The following is a 19,978-nucleotide window of genomic DNA, read 5'->3' as shown; positions in this document are numbered from 1 at the left end:
CCCTACTACGACGCGATCGCGCTGGACTCGCTCGACTACGACGCGTTCACGATCGGCAACCACGAGTTCGACTTCGGTCCCGACGTGCTCGCGAACTTCATCAACAGCTTCGAGGGCAACGACGACGTCTTCCTGTCGGCCAACCTCGACTTCTCCAAGGAGCCGGCGCTGCAGGCACTCGTCGACGAGGGCCGCATCCGGCCGAGCGTCGTGGTCAGGGAGCGCGGTGAGCGGATCGGCATCATCGGCGCCACGACCCCGGAGCTGCGCGAGGTGTCGAGCCCCGGCGACGTGATCATCGACGAGGACCTCGTCACCGTGGTCCAGCGCGAGATCGACGCGTTGACGGCCAGGGGCGTCGACAAGATCCTGTTGTCGAGCCACCTGCAGGACATCACCAACGAGGTGGAGCTGGCCTCGCAGCTGTCCGGGCTCGACGCGGTGATCGGTGGTGGCGGCGGCGAGCGGCTGCCACGCGCGCTGACGGCGACCGACCTCGACGGCGACACGGTTCCGGTCGTGACGGTGCCCGGCGACTACTTCGACGTCGGGCGGCTGCAGCTGGAGTTCGACAGGGCGGGTGAGGTGCTCGGCTTCGCGTGGGCGCTGGAGCCCGTCACGAGCGACCTGCCACAGGATCCGTTCATCCTGCGCAACGTCGAGGAGCCGGTCGCCGCCTACGTCGCGGAGCTGGCCGAGACCGTCATCGCGACCAGCGAGATCGGGCTCAACGGCGTGCGCAACGACGTGCGGTCCCGCGAGACGAACCTCGGCAACCTGCTGGCCGATGCGCACCTGGCCGCTGCGCAGGCCCGTGCGGCGGAGTTCGGGGTGCCCGAACCGCAGGTCGCGCTGCAGAACGGCGGCGGCATCCGCAACGACTCGATCATCGGGCCTGGTGAGATCACACTGCTCGACACCTTCGACATCGCGCCGTTCAGCAACTTCGTCTCGGTGCTGACGGTGTCGTCGGCCGACTTCGTCGCCGCGGTGGAGCACGGGCTGGCCGGGTTGCCGGATCCTGCCGGCTCCTTCGGGCAGTGGGCCGGCCTGACCGTCGAGTACGACGAGGCCGCCGCGGCGGGCAGCAGGGTCGAGAACCTGACGCTGGACGACGGCACGGTCGTCGTGCAGAACGGGCAGCTCGTGTCCACCGAGGACGTGACGATCGCGACGATCGACTTCCTCGCCGCCGGCAACGACGGCTACGACATGTTCGAGGCCTACGACTTCACCACGCTGGGGATCTCGTACCAGCAGTCGCTGGCCGACTACATCGCGGGGCTCGGCACCATCACGGCCGCCGAGTACAGCGACCCGGTGGACCCGGCCGATCGCGAGCGCATCATCCCGTGAGCTGACGTGACGTCAACGGGGCCCGCCACACCACGGCGGGCCCCCGATCGCGTCAGCGGGCTGGTGGTCACCCGCCGGCCAGGAACCCCCAGATGCGGTCGGCGCACTCATCGAGGTGGTCGATGAACGGTCCGTGGCTCGAGCCGGCGACCTCGTGCTCCACCGTGACGCCGCCGCGCTCGGCGTAGGTGGCCAGCACCGCCCGGATCTGCGCCTTCATGGGCTGTGGCGGGTGCACATCGTCACCGGGCCAGTCCGGCAGCACCCCCAGGGCGCCGAGCGCGCCCGCGTCGAACATCGACCGGTCCCCGACCACCTGGTCGCCGTCGCCGTGCAGCCACAGGATCGGTGGCTTCGGCGAGATGTCGACGATGCCGCTGGTGTCGAAGTAGCGCCCTGACAGCGTGTTGAGGATCCCCTTCGTGCCGGGGGCGACGCCGGGCCAGTGGTCCGACGGCGTCGCGTCACCCGGGTAGCCGTCGTCGCCGACGTGCGACAGGAGCACCTCGGCGACCAGCGCGTCCTCGCGGGCGGGATCCATGGTGACCTCCGGGTGCCAGTAGAACGCGCGCATGACGTTGCGCGGTGACACCGGGCTGTCGGCGCTCGTGTCACCCTGGGACAGGCGGCGGACGAACTCGGGGTTGGCCAGGCCGGCGCCGCTGCCCGCGAAGTCGGGCGACGCGGGCGTGCCGGCGGCGTCCGTCGTCGCGCCGTAGCCGTACGGCGACACGGTGTCGACCAGGGTCAGCGATGCGACGCCACCAGGGTCGTCGATCGCGTACTGCATGACCGCGCCGCCGCCGGTTGACCAACCGATGAGGTGGACGGCCGGTTCCAGGTCGAGCGCCCGGACCAGCGCATGGAGGTCGTCGGACCAGTCGCGCAGCCCTCGCGTGGCGTCGATCGGCGCGCGCTGCGTCGCGCCGAAGCCGCGCATGTCCGGCGCGACGAGCCGCAGCCCCTCCGGCGCGCGGTCCATGAGCTGGTCGAAGAACAGCGCGGTCGACAGGTTGCCATGGACCAGCACGACGGGTGTGCCGTCGTCGTGCCCGCGGGTCAGGCAGTGCATCCGCAGCCGGTCGGTGTCGACGTCGATCGCCGTGATCGACCCAGGCATGGTGTACATCGATGACCCCTGTCGTCGCCTCGGCCCGAGCCTAGAGGTCGGGCTCGAAGGCGGCGATCACCGGCGCGAACCGCTCGATCGCGACGGCGTCCTCGAGGTCGGCCAGGCTGACGATCGCGGTCTGGACGCCCGCCTCGGCCAGCTGCCGGAAGCGGCCGGTGTGCTCCTCGACGGTGCCGGCCGTCAGCCGCTCCGTCGCGGCGGCGCGGGTGGCCGATCGTCCGCGGATGGCGTCGACGAGCTCCACCACCTCGGAACGCCCGCGACCGACCAGCACCGGCGACAGGTGGGTGACCTCGACCTCGGACGGGTCGCGTCCGAGGTCGCGGCAGTGGCCGGCGAGCACGGCGGCCTTGCGCCGTACCACGTCGGGCTCGCCCATCAGGTTGCAGGCGTCGGCGTGCTGCGCGACCAGCCGCAGCGTCCGGTGCTCACCGCCGCCTCCGACGAGGATCGGCACGTGCTCCTGGAGCGGGCGCGGGTAGCAGATGGCCTCGCGGCGGCCGAGGAGCTCGCCGTCGAAGGTCGGCGCGCCCGGGCCCCACATCAGTGGGAGCAGCTGCAGCGCCTCCTCCAGCAGCGCGAAGCGCTCGCGCACGGGCGGCAGCGTCCAGCCGTACGCCGCGTGCTCGCGGGCGAACCACGCGGCACCCAGCCCGCACACGGCCCGCCCACCGCTCAGCACGTCGAGCGTGGCGACGATCTTGGCCAGGTGCGAGACGTTGCGGAACGTGACCGCCGTGACGAGCACCCCGAGCCGGCAGGTGCGCGTCACCGCGGCCAGGTAGCCCAGCGTGGTGTAGCTGTCGAGCATGTCCTCCCACTCCCGGCCCACCTGCGGGACCTGGATCATGTGGTCCATGACCCACACGCTCGAGAACCCGGCCTCCTCCGCGGCGCGTGCGATGGCTGCCAGCCGGTGCGCCGAGCCGTGGGGTCGGTCCGGCCACTGGAACGCCGAGATCTGCAGTCCGAACCGCATCGGCATCGCCTCCTGTCGCTGGCGTGCAGCGGCCGCGGGCGCGGCCAGGAGCGCCTCCGGTACGAGCGCGACGTCACCCGGTGCCAGCACGCCGTCGAAGCCCTCGTCCGCCAGCCCGTCACGCACCTGCGGCCAAGCGCGCAGCTGGCCGCTCAGGACGCTCGACGGCACCGGTCCGTCGCGGCGCCGGTTGCGCTGCCGGCAGGTCGCAGCGTCGACGTCGAACGCGACGGCGTAGCACGGCACGCCGTGGCGGCGCGCCGCCTCCACGTAGCCACGGCGGCGGGTGCCGTCGAGCGCGAGAGAGTCGACGACGGTCAGCAGGCCGCGCCGCAACCGGCGGTTCACCACGTCGTCGAGCAGGGCGAACGCGTCGTTGCCCGCCCGCTGGTCGTGCGGCCCCTCCCCCACCAGGCTGCGCAGTGCATCGCTGGACACGATCTGACCGCCGTCGAAGTGCCGCGCCGCCCAGTCGGACTTGCCGGCACCTGACGGGCCGACGAGCACGATCAGCGCCCGGGTCGGCAGCCGCACCTCCGTCGCCACACTGTCCCACCGCGTCAGTCGATCAGATCACGTCGCAGTGTGCCCGACCCGGCGGGCCAGGCCCTAGCGTGGAAGGGATGTCGGATGCCCCCCTCGGTGGCGCACGCCTGCTCGCCGGCGGTGCGCTGGTCAACCTGTGCCTGGGCTCGCTGTTCTCGTGGAGCCTGTTCGTCGGCCCCTTGGCGGGCACGTTCGGCCGCTCCGCCGCAGCCGTCTCGTCGGTGTTCTCGGTGGCGGTGGTCGTGTTCGCCACGGTCGTGCTGGCAGGCGGCCGGGTGGTCGACCGCTGGCCCCCCGGGAGGATCGTGCTGAGTGCCGCGGTGGCCGGCGCCGTCGGCCTGGTGATCGCGGCGCGGGCCGCGTCGCTGGTCTGGGTCGTCGTCGGATACGGCGTGCTGTTCGGCATCGCCAACGGCCTGGGATACGCGGCCGCCGTCGCGGTGGCGGGCAAGAGCTTCGGCGAGCGGCGCGGCTTCGCGCTCGGCATCGTGGTCGGCGCCTACGCCGCCGGTCCGCTGGTCGCGTCGCCCGTGATCACGGCCGTCCTCACCCGGTGGGACTGGCGCGCGACGTTCCTGGTGCTCGCCACGGGGATCGGCGTCGCGCTCGTCGCCGGCGGGCTGCTGCTCGGGCGCGGCGTGGACGACCGCGACGATGAGGACCCCGGTCTGCCCCCCGGGGTGGGCAACCGGCCGCTGCTGCTGCGGCCCCGTGGGTTCACGCTGTGGCTGGCCTTCCTGCTCGGCACGCTGCCCGCCCTGCTCGTCGTCGCTCACGCCGCGTCGATCGCCGACGCCGGCGGCTTGAGCGCGGCCGCGGTCAGTGCTGCGGTCGCCGTGCTGGGCGCGGGCAACCTCACGGGTCGGGCCGGCGGCGGCTGGCTGTCGGACCGCATCGGCCGCCTGCCGGGCCTGCGCACCGCCACGGCCGGCCTGGCCGTGGCCTGCGTCATGCTGTCGCTGGCTGCCGCGACGGCACCCGTGCTCGTGCTGATGGTGCTCGTCGGCGTCGGGTACGGCACGCAATCGTCGTTGATACCGGCGCTGACCGCCGACCTGTTCGGCACGGACCACTTCGGCGCAAACTACGGGCGGGTGTTCACCGGATGGGGCGTCGCCGGACTGCTCGGCCCACAGCTCGGCGCGTGGCTGGGCGACGGTGGGGACTTCGGCGCGGCGCTGTGGGTGGGTGCCGGCTCGGCGACCGCCGCATTCGTGCTGCACACGCTGCTCGGTCGGATGGGCGGCGCGGCCCCGGAGGCGGAGGCTCCGGCGTGATTCACGACGTGATGGGCGTGCTCGTGCTCTCGGGCGCCGCATCGCGAGCGTCGGGCCTGATCGCCTGCCGCGCGGTCCTCAGGAGCGCTCAGCGCCGCAGCGGGGGGTCCGCCAGCACACGGCGGACCAGATCCGCGACCTCGCCGTCCGCGACGCCCCGGTCGCTGAAGTAGCGGCGATAGAACAACGGGCCGGCGATCTGGTCGATCGTCGCGTCGACGTCGGTCGCCTCCGGCAGTTCGCCGCGCGCGACGCCGTCACGGATGACGTCGGCCGTCGGCGCACGTCGGCCGTCGATGAACGCCGTGAACAGCATCGCGACCTGCGGGTCGCGGCCCGCGGCGTCCAGCAGGCTCGGCAGGTGGCGGGACCAGGAGGGATCCCACAGCCGCCACGCGAGCGACTCGTAGAGCCGTGTGGTCCGCTCGACGACGGTGCCCTCGCGCGGCGGGGCCTCCGCGGCGCGCAGGTGGCTGGCAGCGTCGACGACCAGCTGCGCCTTCGAGTCCCAATGCCGGTAGATGGTCGCCTTGCCGACTCCGGCGCGATCGGCGACGCCCTCGATGGTCAGGCCGTCGTAGCCGCGCGCCGCCAGCTGCTCGCGGACGGCGGTCAGCACCTTGTCGCGTGAGCGAACGACCCGCGGGTCGGTCGGCGCCTCCTCGGTCTCCATGGCGTGCTTCCCAACTATGAGACGTCAGCGTCTCGGAACGCTACGATACGGGAGCGTCTCGTTTCCACGCTACACCCCCCGAGGCACCCATGACCCGAGCCCTGCCGCGCATCCAGCCGCCGATCAGCCAGGGCGAGATCCACGAACACCGGTGGCGCATCCTCGGGGTCCTGTGCCTGTCGCTGGTGCTCATCGTCGCGGGCAACTCGTCGTTGAACGTGGCACTGCCGACCATCGTGCGGGAGCTCGGCGCGACGCAGACCCAACTGCAGTGGATCGTCGACGCCTACGCGATCACGTTCGCGGCCATCCTGCTGCCGGCGGGCGCGCTCGGCGACCGGTATGGACGCAAGGGCACCCTGCAGGTCGGTCTGACGGTCTTCGGCGGCGCCGCGTTCCGTCGGCGCCGCGCTGGAGGTCGCCGGCGGCATCGAGGACCCCGAGCTCGGCCGGCAGGTGGCGGAGGTGGCGCGTGCCGCGTCGTCACGGGCTTCAGGACCGCGTTCGTCGTGGGGACCGTCGTCGCGCTGGGCGCCGCGGCAATGGTCGCCAGGTTCGGGCCGCACGACGTCACCGACGGCGACACCGGCCCATGACCACGCCGAGGCGGCGGCACGACCTACAGCTGCGCGGCGAGCTCCCTGACCAGCCCCGCGGCGTCCTGCTCGACCGGCTCGCCGTGGCCGAACAACAGGGTGTCGAACCGGTAGCCGGCGAGTTTGCGCACCGACTCGTGCGCCGTGTCCATGTCCTGCGTGTAGGCGGCGTCGGGACCGGCGACGCCACCACCGTCACCAGGGCCCACCAACGCGTCACCGACGACGAGCACGCCGCCGCCGGGGTCGAGCACGCTGATGTGGCCCGGCGTGTGGCCCGGCGTCGTGATGATCTGCAGCCCGAAGATGTCCTGGCCGTCGGTGACCGGTGACACCGGTCGCGGCCCGACGATCGAGACGTGGTCCCCCTCGCCGGCGTGCGCGTCGGCATCGGTCGCCTCGAGGATCGCCGCGGCGCTGCCGATGTGGTCAGGGTGCTTGTGGGTGAAGATGACGTGCTCGACCGCGTACCAGCCCATTCCGAGGTCGGTCAGCGCCTCCTCGATGTCGGCCTCGCTGCCCTCGACGCCGCTGTCGACGACGACAACCTGGGTGTTGTCGACCAGCAGGTACGCTGACACGAAGCCGAAGTCGATGCGCTTCCAGTCGAGGGCGGCGGGCGTCGCCCGGTCCGACGGAGCGGACGCCTGCGGCGACGCCACGGGTGAGGAGGCTTCGGGTGGCGGCGGTGGCGTGGAGGATGGCGCCTGACCGCCCACCTCGTCGGCGGCATCGGTCGCGCACGCCACCACCGACGTCGACAGCATGAGTCCCAGGCCCATGCGGCCGGCCTGCGACAGGAAGACGCGCCGATCGACGCGACGGCGGGCGGGCATGATGTTCGTTCCAGACATCCGGGTGTGTGGTGTGGCACGACGGTGCGACATGGATCCTCGATGTGTCAAGGAACGTCGCGTCGGTAGCATCGAAGTCAATGGCCTCAGACCGCGAAGCGACAGGCCAACGCCGGTGACTGCCGCCGACAACGCCGACCCGTACCTACGCGCTGTGCTCGCCGACGCCGAGGCGACACGAGTGGACGAGCACGACCTCGAGGACCTCGTCAACGACCTCGGCGAGGTGGTCGGTGATCGGGTGCGGGAGTTCCGCAACTCGCTCAATCTGACCGTTGCCGACCTCGCCGACCGGATCGGCATGTCCAAGGCCATGCTCTCGAAGGTGGAGAACAACCGGGCATCGGCGAGCCTGTCGACGCTCGCGCGGCTCTCTGTTGCGCTGAGCGTGCCGATCACGGCGTTCTTCCGCGGCCTCGACGAGGAGCACGAGGTCGTGTTCGTCAAGTCCGGCCAGGGTCTGCGGCTCACCCATGACCGCCCGCGTCCGGGTGCCGACTACACGTCGCTGGGAATGTTGCGCGGCCAGCACCAGCGCATGGAGCCCGTGCTGATCACGTTCACCGAGCCGGTCGAGCACTTCCCGCTGTATCAACACGGCGGATCAGAGTTGCTCTACATGATCTACGGGGCCATGGAGTACGGCTGCGGGCGCAGCCGCTTCGTGCTGGAGGCCGGTGACATCCTGCAGTTCCAGGGCGACGTGTCACACGGTGCCACCCAGCTGATGCGCCTGCCGATCCAGTTCCTGTCGATCAAGGGCTACGGCAACGTGCGCGACCAGCTGGCCGCGGCGACCTGACCGTTCGCCGCGGCCTGTGCCGCCACCGCCGGTCGGGGCGAGGCGACCTGAGGACGGGGCAGCCGACGGGCGAGCTCCAGCGTGTTCAGGTCCAGGTGATTGCGCATGTACTGGTTGGCGCTGTCGGGGACCGGTACGTGGTCCCACGCGACGTATTGGCCGCTGCGCAGCGCCCGGTCGACGACCCTGCGGGCGCGCTGGCTCGCTAGGACCTCGCGGTGGATCCGCTCGTGGTCCCAGTGCAGGTCGATCTCGGCGCGGAACGCTGCAGCGACGTCCGTGCGCTCCGGGTCGTGCGCGACGTTGCGCCGTTCGTCTGGGTCCGACGCCAGGTCGAACAGCTGAGGGCCGTCCGGAGCGGACCACACGTACTTCCAGCGCCCGCGGCGGATCATGAGCACCGGGGCGATCGCCCCCTCGCCCAGGTACTCGCCGAGCACCGTACGGTCGGCGTCGCGGTCGCCGTGCAGCTGCGGGACCAGGCTCGCGCCGTCCACGATGTGTCCGAGGTCCGACCTCACGTCACCACCAGCCAGGTCCACCAACGTCGGCAGCACGTCAAGGAGCGAGACGTGGTCGTCGACGGCGACACCTCGCGCCCCGCCAGGGACACGGACGACGAGGGGGATCCGCGCGGCATGCTCGAAGAAGCACATCTTGTACCAGAGCCCGCGCTCACCGAGCTGGTCGCCGTGGTCCGCCGTGAACATCACGACGGTGTCGTCGGCCATGCCGAACGCCTCCAGCGTGGCGCGCAGCAGGCCCAGCCAATCGTCGATGTACGAGATCGCGGCGTAGTAGGCGTGGCGGGCGTTGCGGACCATGGCGTCGGTCAGCTCAGCGGCGTCCAGCGCCGACACGTGGCGCAGCCGGCGGCTGTGCGGGTCGGGGTCGACGTCCCCAGCCGACACCCGCGGCATGTCCACGCTGTCATGGTCATACCGGTCCCAGTAGCGCTGCCGCATGACGTAGGGATCATGGGGGTGGGTGAACGACACCGTCAGGAACCAGGGTCGGTCGTCGGCGCTGCGAGCGGCGTCGCGCAGCTCGCGGACCGCGAGGAACCCCACCTCGTCGTCGAAGTCGAGTTGGTTGGTGGCCTCGGCGACACCGGCGTTGACCACGCTGTCGGCGTTGTGGAACCACCAGCCGAACCGGCCTTCGGGATCGTCCCAGTCGGGCGTCCACCCGAAGTCCGATGGATAGATGTCCGTCGTCAGGCGGCGCTCGAACCCGTGCAGCTGGTCGGGGCCGACGAAGTGCATCTTGCCACACAGCGTCGTCCGGTAGCCGAGGGCCCGCAGGTGGTGGGCAACAGTCGGCACCGCCGCCGGCAACTCTGACGCGTTGTCGTACGCACCGATGCGGCTGTTGCGTTGCCCACTGAGCATCGCGAACCTCGCCGGAGCGCACAGCGGGCTCGTGGCGTAGGCCGAAGTGAACACCACGCCGTCACCGGCGAGGCGCTCGACGGCGGGTGCCTGGACGACGGGGTGTCCGTAGATGGGAAGGAAGGGGGCGGCCAGCTGGTCGGCCATCACGAGCAGGATGTTGGGGTGCGCAGCCATACCGCACCATAGCACACGCAGTTTCCTTGCAGGAAGCTCTGTTTCCTGTACTGAAATGCCGCTGTTGCCCGACGCGGACGCCGCCGCGGCTCGACGAGCGGCCGCACGGTCTGATCGCGACATGTCCCGTATACTCATCCTGTAGGAGGACCGGCAAGGGGCGGTGCGCCGGAATGGGCTGGCGTGACCGGTCCCGTTCCGAAGAAGGACACCTCGTGCACAGCGCGCACCGATGAGCGTCACGGACTACCTCGCACGGCGATGGGACGTCGTGCTCGAGTTGACGCTCGAACACCTCATTGCGGTGGCGATCGCTGTGGGCATCGCGATGGTCATCGGTGTGACGCTCGGTGTGCTGGTATACCGCAACGACCGGGCTGTGACGGTGCTGCTGGTCACGACCAACACCCTGTTCACGATTCCGGCACTGGCATACTTCGGTGCGCTGATCGTGATAGTCGGCCTCGGCTGGACAGCGGCGATCACCGTCCTGGTCATCTACGCCCTGCTGCCGATCGTACGCAACACGATCACCGGCCTGCGCGAGGTCGACCCCGCGATCGTGCGGGCGGCGACCGGCATGGGCATGTCACGGTCGCAGCTGCTGCTCCGGGTCGAGCTGCCACTGGCGTACCCCGTCATCCTCTCGGGCCTTCGCGTCGCGACCGTGCTGATCGTGGGTATCGCCGCAATCGGGGCTTACGTCGCCGGACCGGGCCTCGGTGAGCTGATCTTCAGCGCCATCAGCTCGGTGGGCACGGCCCGCGCACTGCCCGAGATCGTGATCGGAACGGTCGCGATCATCTTCGTTGCGCTCCTGCTCGACGCTCTGCTCGCGCTCCTTGGCCGCCTCACGACACCACGGGGGCTGCAGCCATGACCTCAAGCAGCGACAGCGGTAGGTCACAGCCATGACCTCAAGCAGCGACAGCGCGCGCCGTGAGCCGATGATCCGGCTCGACCAGCTGACCAAGCGCTACCCCGGGCAGGAAACCCCCGCTGTGGACAGCTTCGACCTCGATGTGCCGGAGGGCGAGATCGTGATCCTGGTCGGGCCGTCCGGCTGCGGCAAGACCACGACGCTCGAGATGATCAACCGGCTGATCGAACCGACGTCCGGGCGGATCTTCCTGGAGGGCGAGGACGTCACCCACGTCAACGCCGACCACCTGCGGCGGCGGATGGGCTACGTGATCCAGCAGATCGGCCTGTTCCCGCACCAGACCATCGCCCAGAACGTTGCGACGGTGCCGAGGATGCTGGACTGGGACAGCCGGCAGATCGACGAGCGGGTCGACGAGTTGCTCGAGCTCGTGGGTCTGGATCCCGCCACCTATCGCGACCGCTACCCCAAGGAGATGTCCGGCGGGCAGCGCCAGCGCGTCGGCGTCGCGCGCGCCATGGCCGCCGATCCGCCGGTCATGCTGATGGACGAGCCGTTCGGTGCGACCGACCCGATCACGCGCGAGCGGCTTCAGAACGAGTTCCTGCGCATCCAGGAGGACATCCGCAAGACCATCGTGTTCGTCACCCACGACATCGACGAGGCGATCAAGATGGGTGACCGCATTGCGATCCTGCGCGAGGGCTCACGCATCGCGCAGTACGACACACCCGAGACCATCCTGTCGGACCCCGCGAACGAGTTCGTCGAGGAGTTCCTCGGCTCCGGGATCCTGCTCAAACGTCTGAACCTGACCAGGATCGACGAGACCGGCGTCGCGGTCGACGAGTGGCCGACCATCGGCGCCGACACGACGACACAGCAGGCCCGCGAGCGGCTCCGCGACGCCGGCCAGGCACACCTCCTGCTGCTCGACGACCGCCGCCGGCCCGAACGGTGGGTCAGCGCGCACGACCTCGACCAGCACCGGGATCTGCGGACCACGGGCACGCCCGTCCAGGCGACCGTCGACGAGCGCGCCTCGCTCAACGAAGCGTTGCAGGAGATGCTGCTGAGCGCGAACGGCGTCGCCGTGGTCGTCGACCGCGATGGCGCCTACGCCGGCACGGTGGACCTGGAAGCGATCACCGCCGCCATCCGCGATATGCGCGCAGCGGCGCTCGAGGCGGACGGCGCGACGGCACCGGAGGGCACATGAGCGCCTTCCGCAGCGCCGTCGACGGGGACAGCTCATGAGCGTGGCCGCGGGCGAGGATTCACGTAGGTCGCTGCGGCTCGCGCGGTACGTTGGCGTACCGGTCTTCTTGGGGATCGCGTGCCTTGCGATGTACCTGTACCTGGGCAGCCACGAGCTCGACTCGATCGAGCAGCGGATCATCAGCTGGCCCAACGTCGTCCGCGCCGCGGAGGAGCAGATCTCGATCTCGCTGTGGGCGACACTGCTCACGCTGGTCATCGCCGTGCCGGTCGGCATCGCTTTGACGCGACCGTGGGCGCGCAGGATCACGCCGTACATCATCGCGGTCGCCAACATCGGGCAGGGCTTCCCCGCGATCGGGCTGTTGTTCGGCATCTACATCTGGCTCATCCGCAACGGTGCCCGCGCCACGATCATCGGCATGACGGCGTACGCCCTCCTGCCGGTGCTGCGAGGCACGATGGTCGGCCTCCAGCAGGTCGACCCGGGCGTCATCAAGGCCGCGCGCGGCATGGGCATGGGCAAGGCCGCGACGCTGTTCCGTGTCGAGCTGCCCCTGTCCGTGCCGATCCTCCTGACCGGCGTGCGGACCGCGCTGGTGCTGACCGTGGCAACGAGCGTGCTCGGTGCGTTCATCGGGGCGGGCACCTTCGGCCGGTTCATCACCGCCGGCCAGACGCAGGGCCGCCAGCTGGCGGTCGCCGTGGGGGCGCTGGGGGCGGCGGTCATGGCGATCCTGGCCGACTGGCTCGCTGGCATCGCCGAGGACCAGCTGCGCCCCAAGGGCCTGTAGCTCACATGCGCGCATCGCGTGCACCGACCGGGAGGAACTGACATGCACCGCTCACTGACCATGGCCCGCCGGCTGGCGCTGACGTTGGTACTCGTTCTCGGGCTCGCCGCCTGCGGTGGCGGCGACGCCGGCAGCGACGAGTCCGGCGGGAGCGAGGGCGCAGCCGGAGGTTCAGAGGGCGGTGGCCAGCTGATCAGCGAGGCCTACGACCTGTCAGGCGTCAGCGTCCGGCTGGGCTCGAAGGACTTCACCGAGCAACTGATCCTGGGCCAGCTCGCCAAGCAGGCCTGGGAGGCCGCCGGCGCGACGGTCGACCTGACCGAGAACCTGCCGAGCCCTGCGGGCGCGCGCGAGGCGCTGCTGGCCGGTGAGCTCGACGCCGCGTGGGAGTACACGGGGACCGCGTACATCAACTACCTGGGCCACGACCAGCCCATCGACGATCCGATGGAGCAGTTCGAGGCGGTCAAGGAAGAGGACCTCGAGAAGAACGACATCTTCTGGACGGAGCCGGCGCCGTTCGACGACACCTACGGCATCGCGACCCGTCGGGCGTTCGCCGACGAGAACGGGCTGAGCACCCTGCAGGACGTCGCCGACTTCATCGAGCAGAACCCCGACCCGGCCACGCTGTGCCTGGACAGCACGTTCGCGACACGCGACGACGGCCTCGTACGGTTCGAGGAGAACTTCGACGTCGACTGGCCGGACAACCAGCTGACCGAGCAGGAGTTCGCCGTCATCTACCAGTCGACCGCCGACGGCCAGCCGTGCAACTTCGGTGAGGTGTTCACCACCGACGGCCGCATCCAGTCACTGGACCTTGCGTTGATGGAGGACAACGAGAACACGTTCATCAGCTACCTGTCGGCGGTGCAGATCGCCAACGACGTCTACGAGGAGAACCAGGACCTCGCTGCGGTCATCGAGACGATCACGCCGCCGCTGGACGAGGCACGCATGACCGAGCTCAACGCTCTGGTCGACGTGGACGGCGAGTTCCCAGAGGATGCCGCGGCCCAGTACCTGCAGGAGGAGGGCTTCATCGAGTAGCGCCCGCGTCGTCCACGTCCCGGCGTCGTCATGCGGGTGCTCGGCATCGACCTCGGGACCGGATCGACGAAGGCCGCGGTCGTCGACGAGCGCGGCGAGATCCGGGGCCTCGGCACGGCGCCGCACCGTGTCGAGCAGCCGGCTCCGGGGGCGGCCGAGATCGCCCCCTCCGTCTGGTTGTCGTCGGTCGTCACCGCTGTCGGCGACGCACTCGCCGGGGCCGGAGCGGGTCGCATCGAAGCGGTCGGCCTGTCCGGTCAGATGCACGGGGTGGTGTGCACCGCTGCGGACGGTACTCCGGTGCGCCCGGCCCTGCTGTGGACCGACACGCGAGCGACGGCGGCGTGCGCCCGGTACGCCAACCTGCCATTCGCCGTGCGGCGGAACCTGGGGAACCCTCCGGCGCCCGGCATGTTCGGCCCGCTGGTGGCCACGGCGATCGAGGGCGACCCGGGCCTGCGTCGACGGATCCGCTGGGCGGTGTCACCGAAGGACTGGCTGCGACTGGCACTGACCGGCGCCCCGGCGACCGAGCCGTCCGACGCGTCCGCGACCCTGCTGTGGGACGTGTCGGCCGACACGTGGTCGTCCGCTGTCCTCGACCTGCTCGACATCCCCGCGGGATGGCTGCCACCGGTGGTCGCGTCGGAGTCGATGGCCGGGACGCTCACCGCCGATGGCGGTGACCTGCTCGGACTGCCGGTGGGCACGCCGGTCGCTGCGGGCGCCGCGGACACGGCCGCCGCGCTGCACGGCAGCGGCCTCGCCGCCGGCGGGGCGCAGGTGTCGGTCGGAACCGGCGGCCAGGTCATCGTGCCGCTGTCGGACCCCACGCTGTCGGACACGCCGGTGACCCACCGCTACCGCCGGGCCACCGCCTCCGGCTGGTATGCGATGGCCGCGATCCAGAACGCGGGCCTCGCGCTCGAGTGGGTCCGCGACGTCCTGCACGCGGACTGGGCCGAGGTCCACGGCGCGCTGGACGACGTCGCACCCGGTGCGGACGGCGTGACGTTCCACGGCTACCTCACTGGTGAGCGGACCCCGGTGCTCGACCCGCACGTCCGGGCGGCCTGGCAGGGCCTGGCGCTGCGGCACGGGCGTGCGGCCCTGCTGCGGGCGGCGCTGGAGGGCGTCGCGTTCGCCCTGCGTGACGGGCTCGAGGCACTGATCGATGAGGGCATCGCGATCGACACGGTCCACCTCGTCGGCGGTGGCACCGACGATCCCAGATGGCGGTCCCTCCTCGCGACGACACTGGCCCGCCCGCTGCACGTGCGCGCCATCGCGCACGTGTCCGTGGTGGGCGCGGCCCGGCTGGCCGCCGCGGCGGTCGGCGGACACGTGCCGACCGCCGACCACATCGCCGACATCATCGTCGTCGATCCCGACGCCGCAACGGTTGGCCCGACGGAGGCAGCGTGGCGACGCTGGCGGGAGAGGAGACCTACGTGACGTAGCCGAGATACTACTATTCGCATCGACGACATGGCCAACAGTAACATCGTGCTCACTCACGCGACATCATCGCTGCCGACGGTGCAGATCGCGCGCAGTATGGGCATGCAAGGTGCCATCCAATTGGCACCTTCGAGCGGTGCCCGTGCGCAGGAGGAGCGATGCGACCCGCCGATGATCATGCCCATCGGCTCGGCCTCGGTCTGGCGACGCTGCTGATGGCGATACAGCTGACGGACAAGGAAGCCGACGAACGCAGGCGCGAGCGCAAGCAGTCCGTGGTGCACGACAAGTGGGACGTGCTGCGCACCGCCTTCCCCGACGACCTCAACCAGTTCCAGGGGTACGGAGGCAGCGGCCCATCGGTCCGCCAGCTCCTCGACACCTTCGCCGACGTGACCTCGTCGTGGACCCCCGGCCACCGTCGTGCGCTCCTGGTCGACGTCCTGATGAGCGACGCGTTCGCACCCTACGAGCTCAAGGTCGCGGTCGACGACGCCGACGAGGCGATCCGCCTGCTCGCCGAGGCCCTCGCGCTCGACGAGGTGGACACCGCGCGCCTCTGGGAGGTCTGGAACGAGGCGCTCACCGCCTACCGTCCGTCACGGTGGCGCCGGCCCGATCACAGGGTCAAGAGCATCCCGGCGCTGTCGACCGGAGAGCTCGTGCTGCCGCCTCCACCGGGATCCGTCGGCGACGCGATTCCGGACGACGTCCTCGGCAGCGAGCACCACCTGGCGCTGCTGGCCGGCGGATCGTTGTCGGCCGTAGACGTGACCATGGCCGGTGGGCTGTGGCTCACCGACCGGCGTGGCGACCTCACCGAGGACACCGAGGGCGACGGGGACGGCAACGACCGTGTCCGGCGCCTGCTCGCGCTCGACCTCGCGCAGGCGCGGACCGAGCTCGTCAAGCTGCAGATGAGCCATGCGCTGATCGTCGCGCCCGGACACGGTGACGTCGCCACGACCGCATCGGTGCTCGAGGCGCTCGACGACCTGCGCGACGGCGTGGTGTCGCAGCTCGAGGAGCAGCGCGAGCGCAACGACGACGACGCCCCGCAGATCCGCATCCTCGAGGAGATCGTGCGGGCGATCGAGCTCGCGCACGCAAACGTCGAACAGGTCCGCGACGCGGCGGACGAGCAACCGGGCGCCGCCCCCGCACCGCAGCCCGCCACCTGACCTGGCCGGGTGCGGCGACGCGTGCTCCGGCCCGGGGCAGGCTGTGAGCACCTGCGCTGTGACCCGCCCCGATCAGGAGGCCGGGGCGTCACGGACCGGCAGGCCGGCATCGTCGCGCAGGAACGCGGTGATGCCATCGAGCACCGTCGCACCGGCCAGCAGCTCCAGATCGTTGTGGCCCGCGTCGGGCACCACGAGCAGCCGCGCTGCCCCGCCGGCGGCATTGACCACCCGCTGGCTGTCAGACACGAGGATGAGTCGGTCCCGCTCGCCCGCGATCACCAACAGCGGTCCCTCGTAGTCGACGATCCACGACGCGAGCGGGTACTGGTCACGGAGCAGCCACTCGACCGGCAGCCAGGGGAACCTCCGGCGGCCGATCTCGGTCAGGTTCGGGAACGGCGAGCGCAGCACCACGGCTGCCGGTGGGCGACGGGAGGCGAGCCAGGCGGCGGGCGCGGACCCCAGCGACTCGCCGAAGTACACGAGCCGGTCCCGATCGAGGCCGCTGTGGCGCTCGAGCGCAACGGCGGCCGCTTCGGCGTCGTTCAGCAGGCCCTGCTGCGACGGTGTGCCGGGGTTCCCGCCGAAGCCGCGGTAGTCCAGCAGCAGCGAGGCGAGCCCGCGCTCACGCAACGCGATGGCGAGCGGCGCACGGTCGGCGCGGTCGCCGGCATTGCCGTGGAGCACGAGCACCGCGCCGACCGGGTCGCCCTCGGCCGGCACGTACCAGGCGTCCAGGTCGAGCTCGTCGGTGGTCCGTACGGTCAGCGGCTCCGCCTCGGGCAGCCCGACGTCGGCTGCCGACGGCACCGTGTCGGACGGGAAGTAGATCAGCGCGTCCTGCCGGAGCCACACGGCTGCCGCGGCCACGACGCCGGCGAACGCCACCGCACCGACGAGCATGACGGTCACCCGGCACCTCCCGCTGGGACGGCGCCCCTGGTTGGGCGGATCATCGCGGTCACATTCTCGCTCGCCGACCGCCGTCACCGACAGGTCCCGTCAGGGGTCACGGCGCGTGCGCAGATGAGCGTGCGCTCGACGCGCAGCAGCTCGAAGCGGCCCTCGGTCGCGTCAGTCGGAACACCGATCACCCTGATCCGCTCGCCCAGGATCACGTCGTCCGCCAGGCGGACGTCGAAGGCGACCGTGGCTCGGCGCCTGACGACCGGATCCTGGGACAGCGTCGTACCGAGGCCCTCGGGGTCGTACCCGAGCGCCCGCAGCACCGTGGTGCCCAGGTCGAGCGCGTCCGCGCCCACCGGCGTGTGCTCGGCGGCGGGGACCTCGGCGGCGACGTCCTCGATCGCGCCGGCGACCCCGAGGAAGCGCCGGTCGACCCACCCGGTCGTCGCCTCGTCCGCCAGCTCGACCTCGACCCACAGGCCGTCGGCCACGGCACGGGCACGTCCGGTCGCGGTGTGGTCGTCGGTCGGCCACAGGTAGCCGACCACGGGCGCCAAGGCGCCCGGCTGCTCGTGCGCGACAAGTGCCGTGTGCAGGCCGAAGACGGTCAGCGTGGTGTCCGGCGCGAACCACCCCTGCTCGTCCCCGCGTAGCTCGGCATCGGGCTGTGGCGGCTGCGGCTCGACGCTCTCGACCGCTCCCGACGGCACGGCGTTCGGCGTCACGGCGGCCACCGACGGACGCGTCGACGGACCGGTGCCCGAAGCGGCGACGTCCGCTGGCGTGGAGCACGCGGACACCAGCAGCACGAGCCCGGCGACGGTCGCACGCCCGGCGTGCGAGCAGCACCTCGCGCTCAGTGCCGTCTCCTGACGCACCGCGTCACCCACCCGCACAGGTAGCCTGACGCATCGGGCTCAAGTCCCGGCCCGCGCAGCCGCCCGGCGACGACCGCCCCGGTCGAGCGTGACCTTGCGCAGGCGGATGGCGTCCGGGGTGACCTCGACGCACTCGTCGGCGCGGCAGAACTCCAGCGTCTGCTCCAGCGACAGCAGGCGTGGCGGGACCAGCCGGGCGAACTCGTCGGCCGCCGGCGCGCGCACGTTCGTCAGCTTCCTGGGCTTGGTCGGGTTGACGTCCATGTCTTCGCCGCGGGCGTTCTCGCCGACGATCATGCCCTCGTAGACCTCGGCGCCCGGGCCGATGAACATTGTGCCGCGCTGCTGCAGGTTGAACAGGGCGTTGGCAGTCGCGACGCCGGCCCGATCGGCGACGAGGCTGCCGGCCGGACGGGTTCGCAGCTCGCCGTGCCACGGCTCGTGGCCCTCGAACACGTGGTGCAGGATTCCGGTGCCGCGCGTCTCGGTGAGGAACTCGGTGCGGATGCCGATCAGGCCACGCGCGGGGATGCGGTACTCCATGCGCACCCAGCCGGTGCCGTGATTGACCATCTGCTCCATGCGCGCCTTGCGGAGCCCGAACAGCTGGGTCACGACACCGAGGTACTCCCCGGGCACGTCGATCGAGACCAGCTCCATGGGTTCGTGCGCGCGCCCGTCGATCTCACGCATGACCACCTGCGGTCTGCCCACCGTGAGCTCATAGCCCTCGCGGCGCATCAGCTCGATCAGCACCGCCAGCGCCAGCTCGCCGCGAGCCTGCACCTCCCACGTGTCAGGTCGATCGGTGGCCAGCACCCGCAGCGAGACGTTGCCGACCAGCTCTGCGTCCAGCCGCGCCTTGAGCAGCCGGGCGGTGACCTTGTCGCCGTCGCGTCCCGCCAGCGGCGAGGTGTTGGTGCCGATCGTGACCGAGAGGCTGGGCTCGTCGACCCGGAGGGCCGGCAGGGGCCGCGGGTCGTCGGCCTCGGCGAGCGTCTCGCCGATCATGACGTCGGGCAGCCCCGCGATGGCGATGATGTCACCGGCACGTGCCTCGTGTGCGGCCACGCGGTCGAGCGCCTCGGTGATGTGCAGCTCGGTGACCTTTACGCGCTCGATCGATCCGTCCAGCCGGCACCACGCGACGGGCTCGCCGCGGCGGATCACGCCCTCGTGGACGCGGCACAGCGCCAGCCGGCCGAGGTACGGCGACGCGTCGAGGTTGGTCACGGCGGCCTGCAGCGGCGCACCCTCGGTGTAGGTCGGAGCCGGGATGTGGTCGAGCAACAGCTCGAACAGCGGCGCGAGATCGGTGCCGCGCTCGTCGGGGTCGAGGCTGGCCTGCCCCTCACGCGCGACGCAGTAGATGATCGGGAATTCGATCTGCGCCTCTGTCGCGTCGAGGTCGAGGAACAGCTCGTAGACCTCGTCGACCACGGCGGCGGCCCGGGCGTCGGCCCGGTCGACCTTGTTCACGACCAGGATCACGGGCAGTGGGGCCTCAAGCGCCTTTCGCAACACGAACCGCGTCTGCGGCAGCGGGCCCTCGGACGCGTCGACGAGGAGGAGCACGCCGTCGACCATCGCCAAGCCGCGCTCCACCTCCCCACCGAAGTCGGCGTGCCCGGGCGTGTCGACGATGTTGATCGTGACGTGGCCGTAGGCGACCGCCGTGTTCTTGGCCAGGATCGTGATGCCCTTCTCCCGCTCCAGGTCCATCGAGTCCAGGACGCGTTCGGCGACATTCTGGTTGGCGCGGAAGGCTCCCGACTGCCAGAGCATGGCGTCGACCAGCGTCGTCTTGCCGTGGTCGAC

General features: G+C 71.1%; 18 protein-coding genes. 10 read left to right on the top strand and 8 right to left on the bottom strand.

The window, feature by feature from the left end; genetic code table 11:
* A partial coding sequence (locus tag VK923_17245) for a 5'-nucleotidase C-terminal domain-containing protein (GenBank protein HSJ46425.1) occupies nucleotides 1-1,356 on the top strand: 1,356 nt, incomplete at its 5' end.
* Between the two features lie 67 nt (nucleotides 1,357-1,423).
* On the opposite strand, the gene VK923_17240 is transcribed toward VK923_17245, so the two are convergent.
* The gene (locus tag VK923_17240) at nucleotides 1,424-2,476 is read right to left on the bottom strand and encodes an alpha/beta fold hydrolase (GenBank protein HSJ46424.1); all 1,053 of its coding nucleotides are present in this window, start codon (nucleotides 2,474-2,476) and stop codon (nucleotides 1,424-1,426) included.
* 40 nt (nucleotides 2,477-2,516) lie between these two features.
* A complete protein-coding gene (locus VK923_17235) occupies nucleotides 2,517-4,013 on the bottom strand; it encodes a TIGR03560 family F420-dependent LLM class oxidoreductase (GenBank protein ID HSJ46423.1) in 1,497 nt (498 codons plus the stop codon).
* Between the two features lie 77 nt (nucleotides 4,014-4,090).
* Between VK923_17235 and VK923_17230 the strand changes: the two genes are divergently transcribed.
* Nucleotides 4,091-5,290 carry an MFS transporter gene (locus tag VK923_17230; protein ID HSJ46422.1) on the top strand — a complete coding sequence of 400 codons (1,200 nt, stop codon included), beginning with the start codon at nucleotides 4,091-4,093 and terminating at the stop codon, nucleotides 5,288-5,290.
* Between the two features lie 88 nt (nucleotides 5,291-5,378).
* Here VK923_17230 and VK923_17225 read toward each other — a convergent pair whose 3' ends face one another.
* Entirely contained in the window at nucleotides 5,379-5,963 is a 585-nt protein-coding gene (locus VK923_17225) for a TetR/AcrR family transcriptional regulator (GenBank protein HSJ46421.1), read from the bottom strand.
* Between the two features lie 89 nt (nucleotides 5,964-6,052).
* On the opposite strand from VK923_17225, the gene VK923_17220 reads away from it, so the two are divergent.
* On the top strand, nucleotides 6,053-6,559 hold the full coding sequence (locus VK923_17220; GenBank protein HSJ46420.1) for an MFS transporter: 507 nt from the start codon (nucleotides 6,053-6,055) through the stop codon (nucleotides 6,557-6,559).
* A gap of 23 nt (nucleotides 6,560-6,582) precedes the next feature.
* On the opposite strand, the gene VK923_17215 is transcribed toward VK923_17220, so the two are convergent.
* The gene (locus VK923_17215) at nucleotides 6,583-7,395 is read right to left on the bottom strand and encodes an MBL fold metallo-hydrolase (GenBank protein HSJ46419.1); all 813 of its coding nucleotides are present in this window, start codon (nucleotides 7,393-7,395) and stop codon (nucleotides 6,583-6,585) included.
* 133 nt (nucleotides 7,396-7,528) lie between these two features.
* Here VK923_17215 and VK923_17210 point away from each other — a divergent pair, with 133 nt between their 5' ends.
* Complete coding sequence (locus VK923_17210; GenBank protein HSJ46418.1) at nucleotides 7,529-8,215, top strand: XRE family transcriptional regulator; 687 nt, start codon at nucleotides 7,529-7,531, stop codon at nucleotides 8,213-8,215.
* Here the strand turns inward: VK923_17210 and betC are convergent.
* The gene (betC, locus tag VK923_17205; GenBank protein ID HSJ46417.1) at nucleotides 8,176-9,783 is read right to left on the bottom strand and encodes a choline-sulfatase; all 1,608 of its coding nucleotides are present in this window, start codon (nucleotides 9,781-9,783) and stop codon (nucleotides 8,176-8,178) included. The two genes, VK923_17210 and betC, sit on opposite strands and share 40 nt — an antisense overlap.
* A 232-nt stretch (nucleotides 9,784-10,015) precedes the next feature.
* On the opposite strand from betC, the gene VK923_17200 reads away from it, so the two are divergent.
* From VK923_17200 to VK923_17175, 6 genes are all read left to right on the top strand, one after another.
* Nucleotides 10,016-10,663 (top strand): ABC transporter permease, encoded by a 648-nt coding sequence (locus VK923_17200; GenBank protein ID HSJ46416.1) that lies wholly within the window; start codon nucleotides 10,016-10,018, stop codon nucleotides 10,661-10,663.
* A gap of 31 nt (nucleotides 10,664-10,694) precedes the next feature.
* Nucleotides 10,695-11,885, top strand: coding sequence for a betaine/proline/choline family ABC transporter ATP-binding protein (locus VK923_17195; GenBank protein ID HSJ46415.1), 1,191 nt, complete (start codon nucleotides 10,695-10,697; stop codon nucleotides 11,883-11,885).
* 34 nt (nucleotides 11,886-11,919) lie between these two features.
* On the top strand, nucleotides 11,920-12,678 hold the full coding sequence (locus VK923_17190; protein HSJ46414.1) for an ABC transporter permease: 759 nt from the start codon (nucleotides 11,920-11,922) through the stop codon (nucleotides 12,676-12,678).
* A gap of 42 nt (nucleotides 12,679-12,720) precedes the next feature.
* Nucleotides 12,721-13,731: a glycine betaine ABC transporter substrate-binding protein gene (locus VK923_17185; GenBank protein ID HSJ46413.1), complete on the top strand. Its 1,011-nt coding sequence runs from the start codon at nucleotides 12,721-12,723 to the stop codon at nucleotides 13,729-13,731.
* A 30-nt stretch (nucleotides 13,732-13,761) separates the two neighbouring features.
* Nucleotides 13,762-15,186, top strand: coding sequence for an FGGY family carbohydrate kinase (locus VK923_17180; protein HSJ46412.1), 1,425 nt, complete (start codon nucleotides 13,762-13,764; stop codon nucleotides 15,184-15,186).
* Between the two features lie 164 nt (nucleotides 15,187-15,350).
* On the top strand, nucleotides 15,351-16,373 hold the full coding sequence (locus VK923_17175) for a hypothetical protein (protein ID HSJ46411.1): 1,023 nt from the start codon (nucleotides 15,351-15,353) through the stop codon (nucleotides 16,371-16,373).
* Between the two features lie 72 nt (nucleotides 16,374-16,445).
* Here the strand turns inward: VK923_17175 and VK923_17170 are convergent, their stop codons facing one another.
* From VK923_17170 to typA, 3 genes are all read right to left on the bottom strand, one after another.
* Entirely contained in the window at nucleotides 16,446-17,279 is an 834-nt protein-coding gene (locus VK923_17170; GenBank protein HSJ46410.1) for an alpha/beta fold hydrolase, read from the bottom strand.
* A gap of 83 nt (nucleotides 17,280-17,362) precedes the next feature.
* The gene (locus VK923_17165; GenBank protein ID HSJ46409.1) at nucleotides 17,363-18,172 is read right to left on the bottom strand and encodes a hypothetical protein; all 810 of its coding nucleotides are present in this window, start codon (nucleotides 18,170-18,172) and stop codon (nucleotides 17,363-17,365) included.
* A gap of 27 nt (nucleotides 18,173-18,199) precedes the next feature.
* The coding region (gene typA / locus VK923_17160; GenBank protein ID HSJ46408.1) for a translational GTPase TypA at nucleotides 18,200-19,978 on the bottom strand (1,779 nt) is incomplete at its 5' end.

The organism is Euzebyales bacterium, from assembly GCA_035461305.1.
Classification (GTDB): Bacteria; Actinomycetota; Nitriliruptoria; order Euzebyales; family JAHELV01; genus JAHELV01.
This window is presented reverse-complemented; position numbering and strand designations above follow the sequence as displayed.

Bases quoted from the DNA above. Each gene is read 5' to 3' on its own strand.
- VK923_17180 (HSJ46412.1), top strand. From the start codon at position 13,762: ATGCGGGTGCTCGGCATCGACCTCGGGACCGGATCGACGAAGGCCGCG.
- VK923_17190 (HSJ46414.1), top strand. From the start codon at position 11,920: ATGAGCGTGGCCGCGGGCGAGGATTCACGTAGGTCGCTGCGGCTCGCG.
- VK923_17215 (HSJ46419.1), bottom strand. From the start codon at position 7,395: ATGCCCGCCCGCCGTCGCGTCGATCGGCGCGTCTTCCTGTCGCAGGCC.
- VK923_17185 (HSJ46413.1), top strand. From the start codon at position 12,721: ATGCACCGCTCACTGACCATGGCCCGCCGGCTGGCGCTGACGTTGGTA.
- betC (HSJ46417.1), bottom strand. From the start codon at position 9,783: ATGGCTGCGCACCCCAACATCCTGCTCGTGATGGCCGACCAGCTGGCC.
- VK923_17170 (HSJ46410.1), bottom strand. From the start codon at position 17,279: ATGCTCGTCGGTGCGGTGGCGTTCGCCGGCGTCGTGGCCGCGGCAGCC.
- VK923_17230 (HSJ46422.1), top strand. From the start codon at position 4,091: ATGTCGGATGCCCCCCTCGGTGGCGCACGCCTGCTCGCCGGCGGTGCG.
- VK923_17195 (HSJ46415.1), top strand. From the start codon at position 10,695: ATGACCTCAAGCAGCGACAGCGCGCGCCGTGAGCCGATGATCCGGCTC.
- VK923_17200 (HSJ46416.1), top strand. From the start codon at position 10,016: ATGAGCGTCACGGACTACCTCGCACGGCGATGGGACGTCGTGCTCGAG.
- VK923_17175 (HSJ46411.1), top strand. From the start codon at position 15,351: ATGCGACCCGCCGATGATCATGCCCATCGGCTCGGCCTCGGTCTGGCG.
- VK923_17240 (HSJ46424.1), bottom strand. From the start codon at position 2,476: ATGCCTGGGTCGATCACGGCGATCGACGTCGACACCGACCGGCTGCGG.
- VK923_17225 (HSJ46421.1), bottom strand. From the start codon at position 5,963: ATGGAGACCGAGGAGGCGCCGACCGACCCGCGGGTCGTTCGCTCACGC.
- VK923_17220 (HSJ46420.1), top strand. From the start codon at position 6,053: ATGACCCGAGCCCTGCCGCGCATCCAGCCGCCGATCAGCCAGGGCGAG.